Source organism: Dechloromonas agitata is5, from assembly GCF_000519045.1.
GTDB lineage: Bacteria > Pseudomonadota > Gammaproteobacteria > Burkholderiales > Rhodocyclaceae > Azonexus > Azonexus agitatus.
On the sequence record NZ_KI912532.1, the window covers coordinates 617775 to 633356 of the forward strand.

At 63.1% G+C, this 15582-nt stretch carries 8 protein-coding genes; 2 read left to right on the plus strand and 6 right to left on the minus strand.

All coding sequences use genetic code 11. The annotated features are described in order from the left end of the window. Positions 1-42: 42 nt before the first annotated feature. Both K420_RS0103075 and K420_RS19545 read left to right on the plus strand, forming a co-directional pair. On the plus strand, positions 43-753 hold the full coding sequence (locus K420_RS0103075; protein WP_084019733.1) for a response regulator: 711 nt from the start codon (positions 43-45) through the stop codon (positions 751-753). A 126-nt stretch (positions 754-879) separates the two neighbouring features. After that, positions 880-4545: a response regulator gene (locus K420_RS19545; protein ID WP_051452930.1), complete on the plus strand. Its 3666-nt coding sequence runs from the start codon at positions 880-882 to the stop codon at positions 4543-4545. Between the two features lie 116 nt (positions 4546-4661). On the opposite strand, the gene fusA is transcribed toward K420_RS19545, so the two are convergent. From fusA to gltB, 6 genes are all read right to left on the minus strand, one after another. Continuing rightward, positions 4662-6713 carry an elongation factor G gene (fusA, locus tag K420_RS0103085; RefSeq protein WP_027456762.1) on the minus strand — a complete coding sequence of 684 codons (2052 nt, stop codon included), beginning with the start codon at positions 6711-6713 and terminating at the stop codon, positions 4662-4664. Between the two features lie 36 nt (positions 6714-6749). Beyond that, positions 6750-7073: a hypothetical protein gene (locus K420_RS0103090; RefSeq protein ID WP_027456763.1), complete on the minus strand. Its 324-nt coding sequence runs from the start codon at positions 7071-7073 to the stop codon at positions 6750-6752. Continuing rightward, the gene (gene glmU / locus K420_RS0103095) at positions 7073-8431 is read right to left on the minus strand and encodes a bifunctional UDP-N-acetylglucosamine diphosphorylase/glucosamine-1-phosphate N-acetyltransferase GlmU (RefSeq protein WP_027456764.1); all 1359 of its coding nucleotides are present in this window, start codon (positions 8429-8431) and stop codon (positions 7073-7075) included. The genes K420_RS0103090 and glmU overlap by 1 nt, the downstream gene beginning before the upstream one ends. 38 nt (positions 8432-8469) lie before the next feature. Further along, positions 8470-9204, minus strand: a complete 735-nt coding sequence (locus K420_RS0103100) for a YEATS-associated helix-containing protein (protein WP_027456765.1) — start codon at positions 9202-9204, stop codon at positions 8470-8472. 157 nt (positions 9205-9361) lie between these two features. Then, complete coding sequence (locus K420_RS0103105; protein ID WP_027456766.1) at positions 9362-10831, minus strand: glutamate synthase subunit beta; 1470 nt, start codon at positions 10829-10831, stop codon at positions 9362-9364. Then, positions 10831-15492, minus strand: a complete 4662-nt coding sequence (gene gltB, locus K420_RS0103110) for a glutamate synthase large subunit (RefSeq protein WP_269746421.1) — start codon at positions 15490-15492, stop codon at positions 10831-10833. The genes K420_RS0103105 and gltB overlap by 1 nt, the downstream gene beginning before the upstream one ends. Positions 15493-15582 lie beyond the last annotated feature (90 nt).

The following is a 15582-nucleotide window of genomic DNA, read 5'->3' on the forward strand; positions in this document are numbered from 1 at the left end:
TCCGCCCACTCTGCGGTGAAATAGACCTTCAGGATGAAAGAAATGGAAACCACCAAGCTGATCGCCATCGTCGAGGACGACCCGGATGTCGCCAAGATCATCGAGCAGGTACTCGGCGATTTCGGTTTTCGCACCGTGTGGTGCCGCAGCGCCGGCGACCTGCTGCGCCGCCTGCGCGCGCTGGCCCCCGACCTCTGCATCATCGACCTCGGCCTGCCCGACATGGACGGCCTGGAGGCCATGCAGCGCGTCAAGGCGCAGTCGGCCTGCGGCATCCTGATCCTGACCGGCCGCGCCCATGTCAGCGACCGGGTCATGGGCCTCGAACTGGGCGCCGACGACTACGTGCTGAAACCGTTCGAACCGCGCGAACTGGTCGCTCGGGTGCGCAGCATCGTCCGCCGCCGCGAAGGCAGCGAGGCCCCGGCCCGCCAGATCGCCGAGTTTGGTGGCTGGCGCTTCAATCTGGCCAACAACCGGCTGACTGCGCCCAGCGGCGAGGAACATGCGCTGAGCACCGCCGAATCGGAACTGCTCAAGGTTTTCGTCAATCACCCCAATCGCATCCTGCAGCGCGAGAAGCTGATGGGCACCCGGGACCTGGCGCCAACCGACCGCGCCATCGACGTCCGCATCTCCCGCCTGCGCCGCAAGCTCGAACCCGATGCCGACAGTCCAGCCTTCATCAAGACGGTCTATGGGGCCGGGTATCTGTTCCTGGCCACCGTCACTTGGTCCGGCGACAGCGCCTGAAACCAAATCGCATAAATTTGACAAGCAAATCACCACAGATTAATATTTTTGGCACTTAAATAGCCTTTTAGTGATTTGCCAGGCCACGCGTCGTGTCCGGGCCAAACTGCGGGAATAGCCACAGCCATGCACGGCAACCGGCCGGTCACCGGCCATGAATTCATGCTGCGGGATGACCATCTGATCATCTCGCGGACCGACTGCGACGGTCGCATCGTCTTCGTCAACCCGGACTTCGTCGAAGTCAGCGGCTACAGCGAAGACGAGGTGATCGGCCAGCCGCACAGCATTCTGCGCCACCCCGACATGCCGCGAACCGTCTTCGCCGATTTCTGGCGCGACATCACGGCCGGCCGTCCATGGGTGGGCCTGCTCAAGAACCGTCGCAAGAATGGCGATTTCTATTGGGTCGAAGCGCATGTTTCGCCCCTCCGGAACGGTGATCAGCTGGTCGGCTACATGTCGCTGCGTCGCAAGGCGAGCTGCGAGCAGGTGGCCGCCGCCGAAGCCGATTACGCCGCACTGCGCGACCCGACACGCAACGATCTGAAGTTCGAGCACGGCAAGGTCATCCGCTACCGACCGCTCGATTTGCTGCTCGGCCGACTGGTCAATGCCTCGCTCGGCAGCAAGTTCCTGGTGGCTTCCCTGCTGTCCGCCATCGTCGTGCTGCTCATCGCCAGCTATCTGATCGGCAGTCATCTGACCCACATGCTCGACGATAACGCACGGCGGCAGCTGACTCACGAGGTCGCCCTGCTCCGCGCCGCCGTGTCGTCACGTATCGAGAGCGCCCATGTCGAGGTCGGGGAACATTCGAAAATCATGCTTGAGCTGATCGGCCGGAGTTTGGGCAGCACCCGGCAAAGCCCCCGCCGGAATCTCGACACCCTGTTCGACGATCCGGAGCGAACCGCTGAAATCACACGCTACCTGAAGGGGTTCCACGGTTTTGGCACTCTCTTCCGGCTGACGCCCGACGGCTTTGAACGCCGCTTGAGCACGGTACACGACGAACAGGGGAATCCGGCCACCGGCACCCTCCTCAGCACCAGCCACCCGGCCCACGCTGCGTTGCTGGCCGGTCAGCCCTACGTCGGGCAGATTGCGGTCTTCGGTCGTCAGTACCTCACGCGGTATACCCCCCTCGTCAGCCCAAGCGGCGAGGTGATCGGCGCCATCGGTATCGGCATCGACATCGACGAGCAGCTCGCCCCGCTCAAGGCGCAGGTGCGCACCCTGCAGGTTGGCAACAGCGGCTATTACTACATCATCGACGCCACGCCAGGCGAACACTTTGGCCAGTTGCTGCTGCATCCCTTCAAGGAAGGCCGCAACCTCCGTGAATTCCGCATCGACGGCAAGGAATACCTGATGGCCGAGATGCTCCGCGTGCGGCAAGGTGAGATTGAATATGCCTGGCAGAATGAGGAAGCCGGCGAAACGGCACCGCGTCGCAAGCATGTCGTCTTCGAAACCCTGGACACGCCGCGCTGGATCATCGCCGGCGGCACCACCGTCGAGGAATTCACCGCCCTGACCCAGAGCGTCATCTGGGCCGTCATCCTCGGCGGCTTGCTGCTGACCGGCATCATCCTCGCCATCACCCGCCATCTCTTGCGCCGCCTCGTGCTCGCCCCGCTGAACAGGCAGGTGCTGCCGACCTTCGAGGCGATCTCGGCCGGCCGCTTCGACTCGCCACTCGACGTCCGGGGCAGCGACGAGGTCGCCCAGCTCATCCACGGCCTGGAGATCCTGCGCAACCGCCTGGCCTTCGACCACGATCGCGATCGCACGCTGGCCCGCATGCGCGAGGCAGCCCGCCTCGAAGCGGAGGCGATGGCCCAGTCCCGTACCGACTTCCTGGCCAAGATGAGCCACGAGATCCGCACGCCGCTCAACGGCGTCATCGGCCTTTCCCATCTGCTCCGGCAAAGTCCCCTGCCACCCCGTGAAATGGAATACGTGCGGCGTATCCAGGGCGCCGGCAAGCTGCTGCTTGCCCTGGTCAACGACGTGCTCGATTTCTCGAAAATCGACGCCAGCGGCATGCAGCTGGAAGTCGCCGATTTCGAGCTGGATGACGTACTCGACAACCTGTCGAGTCTGATGCGCGGCCGTGCCCAGGAGAAGAAGCTGGCCCTCGAGTTTGTCGTCGCACCCGACGTGCCGCCGAGCTTCCGGGGCGATGCGCTGCGCCTCTCACAGGTACTGATCAATCTGGTCGGCAACGCCATCAAATTCACGGCAGAGGGTGGCATCACGCTCTACGTCGATTGCTACCACCGGACGGACGGCAAGGCCGAACTGAGCTTCCGTGTTCAGGACAGTGGCATCGGCATGAGTCCCGAGCAGCAGGCCGGTCTGTTCCAGCCCTTCACCCAGGCCGACAACTCGGTGACCCGGCGCTTTGGTGGCACCGGCCTCGGCCTGGTCATCACCAAGCGTCTGGTCGAACTGATGGGCGGCAGCATCACGGTCGAAAGCACACCGCAGGTCGGCTCGACCTTCCAGTTCAGCATCCTGCTCGACATCGGACAGAGCGCCGTGCAAACCAGCCGGGCGATCAACTACCGGGTGCTGGTCGTCGACGACCAGAGCCTCGCCCGCACCGTGCTCAGCCGTCTGTTGCAGAAACATGGCTGCGCGGTCGAAACCGACGACTCGGGCAGTGCCGCCCTGGCCCGCCTGCGTACCGAGGCCCATCCCTTCGACTGCGTCATGATCGATCTCAACATGCCGGGCATCGACGGCCTCGCCCTGGCCGGCATGTTGCGTTCCAAGCTCGGCGACAGCACCCGCCTGGTCATGGTCACGTCGGATAACCCACATGCCGCAGCCGCCCGTGGTTCACTCGATGTATTCGACGAAATTATCGAAAAGCCGGTCACCTCGACCCGCATCGGCGAACTCCTCTGCCATCTGCACGGCCAGGCCGGCTGTACCCAGGCCCCGCCCGATGCCGTTGCGGCCGCGCCGCTCGCCGGTCTCAACCTGCTGGTCGCCGAGGATGTCCCAACCAACCAGCTGATCATCCGCGACCTGCTCGAATCGCTGGGCGCCACCGTCCTGCTCGCCGACAACGGCCGCCTCGCCATCGACGCCCTAGCCGCCAATGCGACGGCCATCGACCTGATCCTGATGGACATCCAGATGCCGGAAATGGATGGTCTGGAAGCGACACGCCGCATCCGCAGCGGCCCGGTCCGCCCGGACATCCCGATCATCGCGCTCACCGCCCACGCGCTCGAGGATGAGCGGCAACGGGCGAGTCAGGCCGGCATGACCGGCTTCCTGACCAAGCCGATCGAGCCCGATCAGCTGCTGGCGACGATCCAGCACCATGCCGAGCGACGTGGTGGCAAGCTGGCCGCCCCGCCCATTCCGCCCGCCGCCGGTACGACCGCCGACACCTCCGACAGACTGCCGTCCGTGCCGGCCGCCTTCCCGGCGATCGCCGGCATCAACGTGGTGGATGGGCTGCGCCGCATGCTGAACAAGGCGCCGCTCTACGAAAAGGTTTTGCGCGACTTCCACGCCCGCTTCATCGGCGAACCGGAACGCATCCGCCAGGCCCTCGCCGCCGGAGAACGCGATGCGGCAGCCCGCATGGCGCACAGCCTGAAGGGCACGGGCGGCACGATCGGCGCCCGCGACCTGTCACTCGTTGCCCAACACCTGGAAGAAGCGATCAAGGCGGCACACCCCGATCAGCCCGAACGCCTGGCCGCCCTGGAAAACGAGCTGGAAAAGGTACTGGCCGGCATCGCCGTCGCTTTTCCGGCGCGCTGAAACCGCAAATCGATTGACCGCTGAGGCGGAACGGACGCCGAGGTCCGCAGAGAAAAGCCCTGTCGGCCTTTCCGCTGCCTTCCCCCACGCCCGCCGCGCCTCTGCGGCAGGCTCTGTTACTCGTCCTCGTCGTGCAGCTGGAACTTGCTCGCCATTTGTTGCTGCACGTTGGGCGGTACGGCGGAATAGCGGGCAAACTCGATGGTGTAGCTGCCTTGGCCGCCAGTCAGTGACTTCAGGCGCGACTGGTAGTCATTGAGTTCCGCCAGCGGCACTTCCCCGGTGATCGCCGCCATGCCATGGCCACGCCCGTCGGTACCGGTGATGTGGCCGCGCCGGCCGGCCAGGTCGCCGGTCAGGTCGCCGATGGCGCTTTCCGGCACGACGATCTCGATATTGACGATGGGTTCCAGCACGATGGGCTTGGCGTTGCGCACCGCCTCGATGACCGCCTTACGGGCGGCGATGGTGAAGGCGACCTCCTTGCCATCGACGGCGTGCGTCTTGCCGTCATGGACGGTGACCTTGACGTCCTCGACCTCGTAACCGGCGACCACGCCGCCTTCCAGGCCCTGCCGGACGCCCTTCTCGACGGCGGCCATGAAGACCCCCGGGATCACGCCACCCTTCACCGCATCGACGAACTCGAAACCCTCGCCCCGCCCCTTCGGTTCGATGCGCAGATGCACCTCACCGAACTGCCCGGCACCACCCGACTGCTTCTTGTGACGATACATCGCCTCGGCCTGGCCGGTGATGGTTTCGCGGTAGGGAATGCGCGGCGGCTGGGTATCGACTTCCAGCTTGTACTGGCCGGCCATCTTGGCCAGCTTGGCCTTGAGGTGAATTTCACCGAGGCCGCGGATGACCGTCTCATTGCTGGTCGGATGGCGCTCGACGACGAAGGTCGGGTCTTCCATGGCCAGCTTGCCGAGGATGTCGAACAGACGCTGCTCGTCCCCCTTCTTCTTCGTTTCGACGGCCAGGCCAGCCATCGGCTTGGGAAATTCGAGCGGCACGAGGTGGATGTGGTCTTCATCGTGCGAATCGTGCAACACGCTGTCGAACTCGATTTCATCGACCTTGGCGATGGCACCGATGTCGCCCGGCAGCAGTTCCTCGACCTCCACCGTGTCCTTGCCCAGCAATTGGTAGAGATGGGCCACCTTGATCGGCCGCTTGCCGTCGCCGACGAAAAGCTGCATGTCCTTCTTCACCGTACCCTGATGCACCCGGAAGACGCCGATCTTGCCCATGTAGGGGTCGGCGACGACCTTGAAGACATGGGCCAACACATGCTTGTCGGCATCCGGCACGGCCTGGAAGGCTTCCGTCGCGCCCCCCGGTTCCCCCTTGTAGAAGGGCGGCGGGTTGCCTTCGGCCGGATTCGGCGCCAGGGAGGCCAGCACGTGCAGCAGTTCCTTGATGCCGGCACCGGTCCTGGCCGAAGTAAACAGGATGGGGATCAGATGCCCCTCGCGCAGCGCTTTCTCGAAGGGCGCATGCAGGTCGGCGGTGCTCGGGTCGGCACCATCCTCCAGGTACTGGGCGAGCAGGTCTTCGTCTTCCTCGACGATCTGGTCGATCAGCGCGCGGTGCGCGGCGGCCACCGAGGCGAAATCGGCATCGCCGCTGTCGTGTTCGAGCACTTCGACGACATCGGCCGCGCCGTGGGCCGGCAGGTCGAGCAGCATGCACTGCTTGCCGAAGCGCTCGCGAATATCGGCAACCAGCCCCGGCAAATCGAGGTTGTCGGCATCGATCTTGTTGATGACGATCATCCGGCACAGCTTGCGCTCAGAAGCGTAGCGCATCATGCGCTCGGTCATCAGTTCGATGCCGGTCTGGGCGTTGATCACGATCAGCGCCGTATCGACCCCGGCCAGCGCCGCGATGGCCTGGCCGGCGAAATCGGGATACCCCGGTGTGTCGATCAGGTGAACGTGCGTCTCTTCATAGCCGAAGTTCATCACGGCCGACGTCAGGGAGTGGCCGGCTTCCTTTTCCTGGACATCGGAATCGCCCACGGTGTTGCCTTTTTCAACGCTGCCCTTGGCGGTGATGGCGCCGGTCGCAAACAACAGTGCCTCGGCCAGGCTGGTCTTGCCGGCGGCGCCGTGGCCGACCAGGGCAACGGAACGAAGCGCCTCGGTTGTGTATTTCGACATCTTGTTCTCCCTGAACAAATGAAAATCAGCGATGAATCAGCGGTTCCTGGCGGCCTCGATGGCTTCGGCAACCAGTTTTTCCGCAAAGTGGGGCCCCAGCCCCAGGATCAGGCCGCCGGCGATGGCGACCAACAGCAAACCGACGATCAGCTGGAGGGCGGCGCGGCGAAACGCCGGGCCGCGATTCAGCGCAAACCAGACCGGTCCGATCACCGGCAACAACAACACCGGTAATCCGGTCTTCAAGCCGTCGTTGAAGGCCGCCGGCACGGTGCCAAGGTAGCCGGCAATGAGCAGCACGCCACCCGCTGCCAACGACAGCGTCGACGCCACGGCGAACGCGATGAATCCCCAATCCATTATTTCTTGACCTTCTGCGGTCGTTGCCAGCCGGCCAGACTCAGCTGCTTGGCACGCGATACGGTGAGCGTTTCCGGCGGTGCATCCTTGGTCAGCGTCGTACCGGCGCCCAGCGTGGCACCACGCCCGACACGCACCGGTGCCACCAACTGGGTGTCGGAACCGATGAAGACATCGTCCTCGATCACCGTCAGGTGCTTGTTGGCACCGTCGTAGTTGCAGGTGATGGTACCGGCGCCGACATTGACGCGCTGACCGATCTCGGCGTCGCCAATGTAGGCCAGGTGGTTGGCCTTCGATTGCGCCGCGATCCTGCTCTTCTTGACCTCGACGAAGTTGCCGATATGCACTTCGGGGCCGAGTTCGGTGCCCGGCCGCAGGCGGGCATAAGGGCCGAGCACGCCGTCCGGGCCGATCACCGCATCCTCGAAATGGCAGAAGGCGGCAATGCGCGTACCGGCACCGACCTTGACGTTCTTCAGCACGCAGTAGGGGCCGACCTCGACCGCATCGCCCAGTTCGACCTTGCCTTCGAAGACGCAGCCGACATCGATCGAGACATCGCGACCATGGCTCAGCTCACCGCGCACATCGATCCGGGCCGGGTCGGCCAGGCGGACACCGGCGACCAGCAACTGGTCAGCCAGGTTGCGCTGGTGCTGACGCTCCAGTTCGGCCAGTTGCACCTTGCTGTTGACGCCCAGCACCTCCCATTCCCCTTCCGGCTGCGCGGTACGCACCGGCAGGCCCTCGGCGACCGCCAGCGCGACGATATCGGTCAGATAGTACTCGCCCTGGGCGTTGTCGTTCTTCAGCTTGCCCAGCCACTCACCCAGGCGGGCCGTCGGGATGGCCATGATGCCGGTGTTCACCTCACGGATTGCCTTCTGCTCGGTCGTTGCGTCCTTCTCCTCGACGATGCTGACCATGTTGCCCGCCGCATCGCGCACGATGCGGCCATAGCCGGTCGGGTTGTCGAGATTCACGGTGAGCACCGACAGGCCGTCCTTGCCGGCCTGCAGCAGGCGCTTCAAGGTATTCACGGTAGTCAGCGGCACGTCGCCATAGAGCACCAGGGTCTGCCCGGCGGTTCCCAGTTGCGATACGGCCTGCGCCACCGCATGGCCGGTGCCCAGTTGCTGCGCCTGCTCGGCCCAGGCAATGTCGTCGGCCTGCAACATGGAGCGGACGATCTCGCCGCCATGGCCATAGACGACGATCAGTTTTTCCGGATCAAGACGGCGGGCCGTGTCGATCACATGTTGCGCCAGTGGCTTGCCGGCGATCGGGTGAAGAACCTTGGGGAGATTGGAGTGCATGCGCTTGCCTTGGCCGGCAGCGAGGATGACGATATTCATGATGGTTTTTCGGGTTAAGGCCGGTGGCTGCCGGCAGTTCAGGCGATCTTCTTCTGCTCCTGGCCGCTCAGGATGTCGGCGAGCAGGCCCTTGCCGCGCGCCGAAACGAACCAGTGGAGGACGTTCTTTTCGTTGATGCGGGTCTCGATGACCCCCATCGCTTTCATGACGGTCAGGCGCTGGCTGACCAATTCGCGGGCCAGACTGGTCGTTTCGCAAATCGATGCCAGGTTGCCATAGACGAAATTACCGTCGGCGAGCGCACGCAATATCTCCACATCGTTGTAGGACAAGGCTTCGCGCGGATCCGGCTCAGCCGGCCTGGCCGGCTCGACCTCGCTCCGCGGTGGCGCAAGGAGCGGCTCCTCGCGCTGTTGCTGGCGAATCTGGCCGACATCGCGCCGCACTTGGTCGATCTGCCCCATCAGGCGCTGCACGATGTTCTCGAACAGGCGGCGGGAAGCGACGACATAGAGCAGGCAGAAGCCAGCGAAGACATAGTAGTCGATCGGCTTGGTGCGCGCCCCTTCGAGCAGCGTACTGGAAATCATGTTGAGGAACATCGGCACGGTCAGCGCCGCGACGACGCCGAATACGGGATATTTCACCCAGTCCCGCCGGCCGGGCTCACCCTGGCGGTCGGCCAGATACAGATTGGCGATGCCGCCCAGTACGCCGGTCACAATCATGATGCCGAGGATCAGCAGCATGTGTCCGTCGAGCGCGCCGTGCGGCGTGGTCACCTGCAGCGCAGGTTGCAATTCAGCTGACATTGTTTCCCCCTGTGATGATCCGTCATTCTCACACGATTGCCCGAGACTGTCGAAGGCACTGCTTGCGCTGAACAGGAGCCCCCAGCCAGAGCCGGATCATGGCAACAAAAAACCCGCCGGCTTTGCAGCGAGCGGGTTTTTCGGGTCAAGACGACGATCAGCGCGGCAGGGTCGTCGAGCCCATCAGGAAGGCATCGACTTCGCGCGCGGCCTGACGGCCCTCGCGAATCGCCCAGACGACCAGCGATTGACCGCGACGCACGTCGCCGGCGGCGTAGACGCCGTCGACATTGGTCTTGTAGCAGCCCTCACCGTCGGTCGTCGCCTTGGCGTTGTTGCGGGCATCCTTTTCGACACCGAAGGCATCGAGCAGGCTGCCCACCGGGTTGGTAAAGCCCATGGCCAGGAAGGCGGCATCGCACGGCAGTTCGAACTCGGAACCGGCGACTTCCGCCATCTTCCCATCCTTCCATTCGACCCGCACGGCCTTCAACGCCTTGACGTTGCCCTTGCCGTCGTCGATGAAGCACTTGGTCGCCACGGCGAATTCGCGAACGGTCTCGCCTTCCTTGTGGGAAGAGGAGGTACGCATCTTGAGCGGCCAGTACGGCCAGGTCAGCGGCTTGTTCTCCTGCTCCGGCGGGGCCGGCATCAGTTCGAACTGGGTGACCGAGGCCGCGCCGTGACGGTAGCTGGTGCCGACGCAGTCGGAACCGGTATCGCCGCCACCGATCACGACGACGTGCTTGCCCTTGACGTTGATCGGGTTCTTGATGCCCTGCTGAACTTCCTTGTTCTGCGGAATCAGGAATTCCAGCGCTGCGTAAACACCCTTCAACTCACGGCCCGGCACCGGCAAATCGCGCGGCACTTCCGAACCGGCGGCGAGGATCACCGCGTCGAAATCCTTCTTCAGCTGTTCGGCGGAAACCGTCTCGGTCGCATCGCTGTTGATGCCGGCCGGGATGGCCTTGTCACCGACGATGACCTTGGTCTTGAAGGTAACGCCCTCGGCTTCCATCTGCGCCACGCGACGGTCGATCACCGACTTGTTCAGCTTGAAGTCGGGGATGCCGAAGCCGAGCAGGCCGCCGATGCGGCTGGACTTTTCGAACACGGTCACGTCGTGGCCGACGCGCGCCAGCTGCTGCGCAGCCGCCAGGCCGGCCGGGCCGGAACCGACGATGGCGACCTTCTTGCCAGTCTTGACGGCGGCCGGTTGCGGCACGACCCAGCCCATTTCCCAGCCCTTGTCGATGATGAAATGCTCGATCGACTTGATGCCCACCGGCGCGGCATTGATGCCGAGCGTACAGGCAGCCTCACACGGTGCCGGGCAGATACGGCCGGTAAAGTCCGGGAAGTTGTTCGTGGAGTGCAGCACTTCCAGGGCCTGCTTCCAGTTGCCCTTGTAAACCAGATCGTTCCAGTCCGGAATGATGTTGTTCACCGGGCAGCCGTTGTTGCAGAACGGGATGCCGCAATCCATGCAGCGCGCACCCTGCGTCTTGGCCTGGTCGTCAGACAAGGTCTGGACGAACTCCTTGTAGTGCGTCAGGCGTTTCTCGACCGGTTCGTAGCCTTCTTCCAGGCGTTCGAACTCGAGGAATCCAGTCGGCTTGCCCATTATGCGGCCTCCTTCTGTGCAGCAGCGGCCAGCTCGGTGAGCGCCCGCTTGTACTCGTGCGGATAGACTTTGACGAACTTCTCGCGGTAGGCATCCCAGTTGGCCAGGATGGCCTTGGCGGTCTGGCTGCCAGTGTATTCGGCGTGACGGGTGATCAGTTCCTTGAGCTGGGTCTCGTCAGCCATGCCGCAGTGCATCGGCTCGTCGGTGGATTGACGATTGGCCGGCAACACCTTTTCGAGCGCGACCTGCGCTAGGTTGCAGCGGTTCTTGAACGAACCGTCCTCGTCCAGCACGTAGGCGATGCCGCCCGACATACCGGCGGCGAAGTTGCGGCCGGTCATGCCGAGAACCACGACCGTGCCACCGGTCATGTATTCGCAACCGTGATCGCCGACACCTTCGACGACCGCCGTGCCACCGGAGTTGCGCACGCAGAAGCGCTCGCCACCGACGCCGGCGAAGAACGATTCACCTTCCGTCGCACCGTACATGACGGTGTTGCCGCAAATGATGTTCTGCTGGGTATCGCCACGGAAATCCGGGCTCGGCTTGATGATGATGCGACCACCCGACAGACCCTTACCGACGTAATCGTTGCCTTCGCCGGTCAGTTCCAGCGTCACGCCGCGCGCCAGGAAGGCGCCGAAAGCCTGGCCGGCGGTGCCGGTCAGCTTGACGTGGATGGTGTCGTCCGGCAGGCCGGCATTGCCATAGCGACGGGCAACCTCGCCCGACAGCATGGTGCCACAGGTGCGGTTGACGTTGATGATGCGCGTCTCGATCTGGACCTTCTGGCCCTTTTCGAGGGCCGGCTTGGCCTGTTCGATCAGCTTGTGATCGAGCGCCTTTTCCAGGCCATGATCCTGGCCTTCGGTGTGGCGACGCGGCACGTCGGCCGGCACGGCAGGCTGGTAGAAGACCTTGGAGAAATCCAGGCCCTTGGCCTTCCAGTGGTCGATACCGGCACGCATGTCGAGCAGGTCGGCCCGGCCAACCAGATCGTCGAACTTGCGGATACCGAGCTGGGCCATGATCTCGCGCGCTTCTTCAGCGACGAAGAAGAAGTAGTTCACGACATGCTCAGGCTGGCCGGAGAAGCGCTGACGGAGCACCGGATCCTGGGTGGCAACGCCGACCGGACAGGTGTTCAGGTGGCACTTGCGCATCATGATGCAGCCTTCGACAACCAGCGGCGCGGTGGCGAAGCCGAATTCGTCGGCCCCGAGCAGGGCGCCGATGACGACGTCGCGGCCGGTCTTCATCTGGCCATCGACCTGGACACGGATACGCGAACGCAGACGGTTCAGCACCAAGGTCTGCTGGGTTTCGGACAGACCGAGTTCCCACGGCGTACCGGCATGCTTGATCGAGGATACCGGCGAAGCGCCCGTACCACCGTCGAAGCCGGCAATCACGACGTGATCGGCCTTGGCCTTGGCGACACCGGCAGCCACCGTACCGACGCCGACTTCCGACACCAGCTTGACCGAGATCGAAGCCTGGGAATTGGCGTTCTTCAGGTCATGGATTAGCTGGGCCAGATCCTCGATCGAGTAGATGTCGTGGTGCGGCGGCGGCGAGATCAGGGTAACGCCCGGCACCGAGTGACGCAGCTTGCCGATGTACTCGGAAACCTTGGTGCCCGGCAGCTGGCCGCCTTCGCCCGGCTTGGCGCCTTGGGCCATCTTGATCTGGATCTGGTCGGCATTGACCAGGTATTCAGTGGTCACGCCAAAGCGGCCGGAAGCGACCTGCTTGATGGCGGAACGCAGCGAATCGCCTTCCTTGAAGGTGTAGTCGCGCTCGATACGCGTCTTGCCGACCACTTCCGACAGGGTCTGACCAGCCTTCAGCGGCATGAAACGCTTGGCATCCTCACCCCCTTCACCGGTATTCGACTTGCCACCGATACGGTTCATGGCGATAGCCAGCGTGGTGTGTGCTTCGGTCGAGATCGAGCCGAGCGACATCGCGCCGGTAGCGAAACGCTTGACGATTTCCTTCGCCGGTTCGACTTCGTCGAGCGGGATCGGCGCGCCTTGCGGCTTGAACTCGAACAGGCCACGCAGGGTCAGGTGACGCTTGGTCTGATCGTTGATCAGTTTGGCGTATTCCTTGTACGTCTCGTACTTGCCGGAGCGAGTCGAGTGCTGCAGTTTGGCGATCGAATCCGGCGTCCACACGTGCTCTTCGCCACGGATACGGAAGGCGTATTCACCGCCGGCGTCGAGCATGTTGGCGAGCACCGGATCAGCCGAGAAGGCCTCGTTGTGCAGGCGGATGGCTTCTTCGGCGACTTCGAAGACACCGATACCCTCGATGTTGGACGGCGTGCCAGTGAAGTACTTCTCGACGAATTCCTTCTGCAGGCCGATCGCTTCGAAGATCTGGGCGCCGGTGTAGGACATGTAGGTCGAAATGCCCATCTTGGACATCACCTTGCAGAGCCCCTTGCCGATGGCTTTGATGAAGTTCTTGACGTACTTCTCGGCCTTTTCGGCATCACCCTTGGCCAGCGATTCGATCGTTTCCAGGGCCAGGTACGGATGCACGGCTTCGGCACCATAGCCGCCGAGCAGGGCGAAGTGATGCACTTCACGGGCGGAACCGGTCTCAACGACCAAACCGGTGCTGGTGCGCAGGCCCTTCTTGACCAGATGCTGGTGAATGGTCGAGGTAGCCAGCAGGGCCGGGATGGCAACGTGCTCGGCATCGACCTTGCGGTCGGAGACGATCAGGATGTTGGCACCCGAACGCACAGCGTCTTCGGCATCGGCAGCCAGCGAAGCGAGGCGGGCTTCGATGCCATCCTTGCCCCAGGCGACCGGATAGCAGATATCCAGTTCGAAGGAGCGGAACTTGCCCGAAGTATATTTCTCGATATTGCGCAGCTTCTCAATCTCGGCGCAGGTCAGAACCGGCTGCGACACTTCGAGACGGATCGGCGGATTGATATCGTTGGTGTTGAGCAAGTTCGGCTTGGGGCCGATGAAGGACACCAACGACATGACCAGTTCCTCGCGGATCGGGTCGATCGGCGGGTTAGTCACCTGGGCGAACAGCTGCTTGAAATAGGCATACAGCGTCTTGTTCTTGGCCGACAGCACCGGCAGCGCCGAGTCGGTACCCATCGAGCCGGTCGCTTCTTCGCCGCTCTGAACCATCGGCTCGAGAATGACCTTGACGTCTTCCTGGGTGTAGCCGAAGGCCTGCTGGCGATCGAGCAACGAAGCCTGGGCGGCGACGCACTGCTCTTCAGCGGACGGTACTTCATCGAGCTTGATACGGATCTTTTCGATCCACTCACGATACGGCTTGGCGTTGGCCAGCGAATCCTTCAGTTCCTTGTCGTCGATGATGCGACCTTGTTCCATGTCGATCAGGAACATCTTGCCCGGCTGGAGACGCCACTTCTTGACGATCTTCTTTTCCGGAATCGGCAGCACGCCGGATTCGGAAGCCATGACCACGAGGTCATCGTCGGTTACCAGGTAGCGGGCCGGACGCAGACCGTTACGGTCCAGCGTGGCGCCGATCTGGCGGCCGTCGGTAAAGGCCACGGCGGCCGGGCCGTCCCACGGCTCCATCATCGCGGCATGGTATTCGTAGAAGGCACGACGGTTCTCGTCCATCAGCGCATGCTTTTCCCAGGCTTCCGGGATCATCAGCATGACGGCCTGGGCCAGCGAGTAGCCACCGCCCATGACGAGCAGTTCCAGCGCATTGTCGAACGAGGCCGAGTCGGACTGGCCGGGATAATGCAGCGGCCAGATCTTCTTCAGGTCCTCGCCGAGGATGGGCGATGAAATCGCCTGCTCACGCGCCTTGAACCAGTTAACGTTGCCGCGCACGGTGTTGATTTCGCCGTTGTGGGCAATATAGCGGAAGGGGTGGGCGAGATCCCAGGTCGGGAAGGTGTTGGTCGAGAAGCGCTGGTGCACCAGGGCCAGGGCAGAAACGGTGCGCTTGTCCTGCAGGTCGAGGTAGTAGACACCAACCTGGTCAGCCAGCAGTAGGCCCTTGTAGTTAACCGTGCGGGCCGAGAAGGACGGCACGTAGAATTCCTGGCCGTGCTTGAGCTTCAGCGACTTGATGGCATTGGCGGCGCGGCGACGGATGACGTACAACTTCCGTTCCAGCGCATCCGTCACGAAAACATCCGGGCCACGACCGACGAAAACCTGCTTGATGACGGGTTCCTTGGCCTTGACCGTCGGCGACATCGGCATGTCGCGATTGACTGGTACATCGCGCCAACCCAGGATGACCTGTCCTTCGGCCTTGACCGAGCGCTCGATTTCCTCGATGCAGGCATGGCGGGAAGCGGCTTCCTGCGGCAGGAAAACCATGCCGACGCCGTACTCGCCGCTCGGCGGCAATTCGACGCCCTGCTTGGCCATTTCTTCACGATAGAACTGATCCGGGATCTGGATCAGGAGACCGGCACCATCGCCCTGCAACGGGTCGGCGCCGACGGCACCACGGTGATCCAGATTTTTCAGGATCAACAAACCCTGCTCGACGATATTGTGGCTCTTCTGGCCCTTGACGTGGGCGACAAAGCCAACGCCGCAAGCGTCGTGCTCGTTGGCGGGGTCGTACAAACCCTGCCGTTCAGGTACTGCCGGTTCCATCACACGCATTCCTTCAAAGAACATGACCCTCCTGCATCAGGGTCAACGATGAAAAAAGCCGAGCGTCATATTCGACGAATCGGCCTGTACGAAAATTAGAGGCAACCATTAAAT

What these genes read in the sequence shown, in the direction of transcription:
- K420_RS0103075 (WP_084019733.1), top strand. Translation starts at nt 43, where the DNA reads ATGGAAACCACCAAGCTGATCGCCATCGTCGAGGACGACCCGGATGTC.
- K420_RS19545 (WP_051452930.1), top strand. Translation starts at nt 880, where the DNA reads ATGCACGGCAACCGGCCGGTCACCGGCCATGAATTCATGCTGCGGGAT.
- fusA (WP_027456762.1), bottom strand. Translation starts at nt 6,713, where the DNA reads ATGTCGAAATACACAACCGAGGCGCTTCGTTCCGTTGCCCTGGTCGGC.
- K420_RS0103090 (WP_027456763.1), bottom strand. Translation starts at nt 7,073, where the DNA reads ATGGATTGGGGATTCATCGCGTTCGCCGTGGCGTCGACGCTGTCGTTG.
- glmU (WP_027456764.1), bottom strand. Translation starts at nt 8,431, where the DNA reads ATGAATATCGTCATCCTCGCTGCCGGCCAAGGCAAGCGCATGCACTCC.
- K420_RS0103100 (WP_027456765.1), bottom strand. Translation starts at nt 9,204, where the DNA reads ATGTCAGCTGAATTGCAACCTGCGCTGCAGGTGACCACGCCGCACGGC.
- K420_RS0103105 (WP_027456766.1), bottom strand. Translation starts at nt 10,831, where the DNA reads ATGGGCAAGCCGACTGGATTCCTCGAGTTCGAACGCCTGGAAGAAGGC.
- gltB (WP_269746421.1), bottom strand. Translation starts at nt 15,492, where the DNA reads ATGTTCTTTGAAGGAATGCGTGTGATGGAACCGGCAGTACCTGAACGG.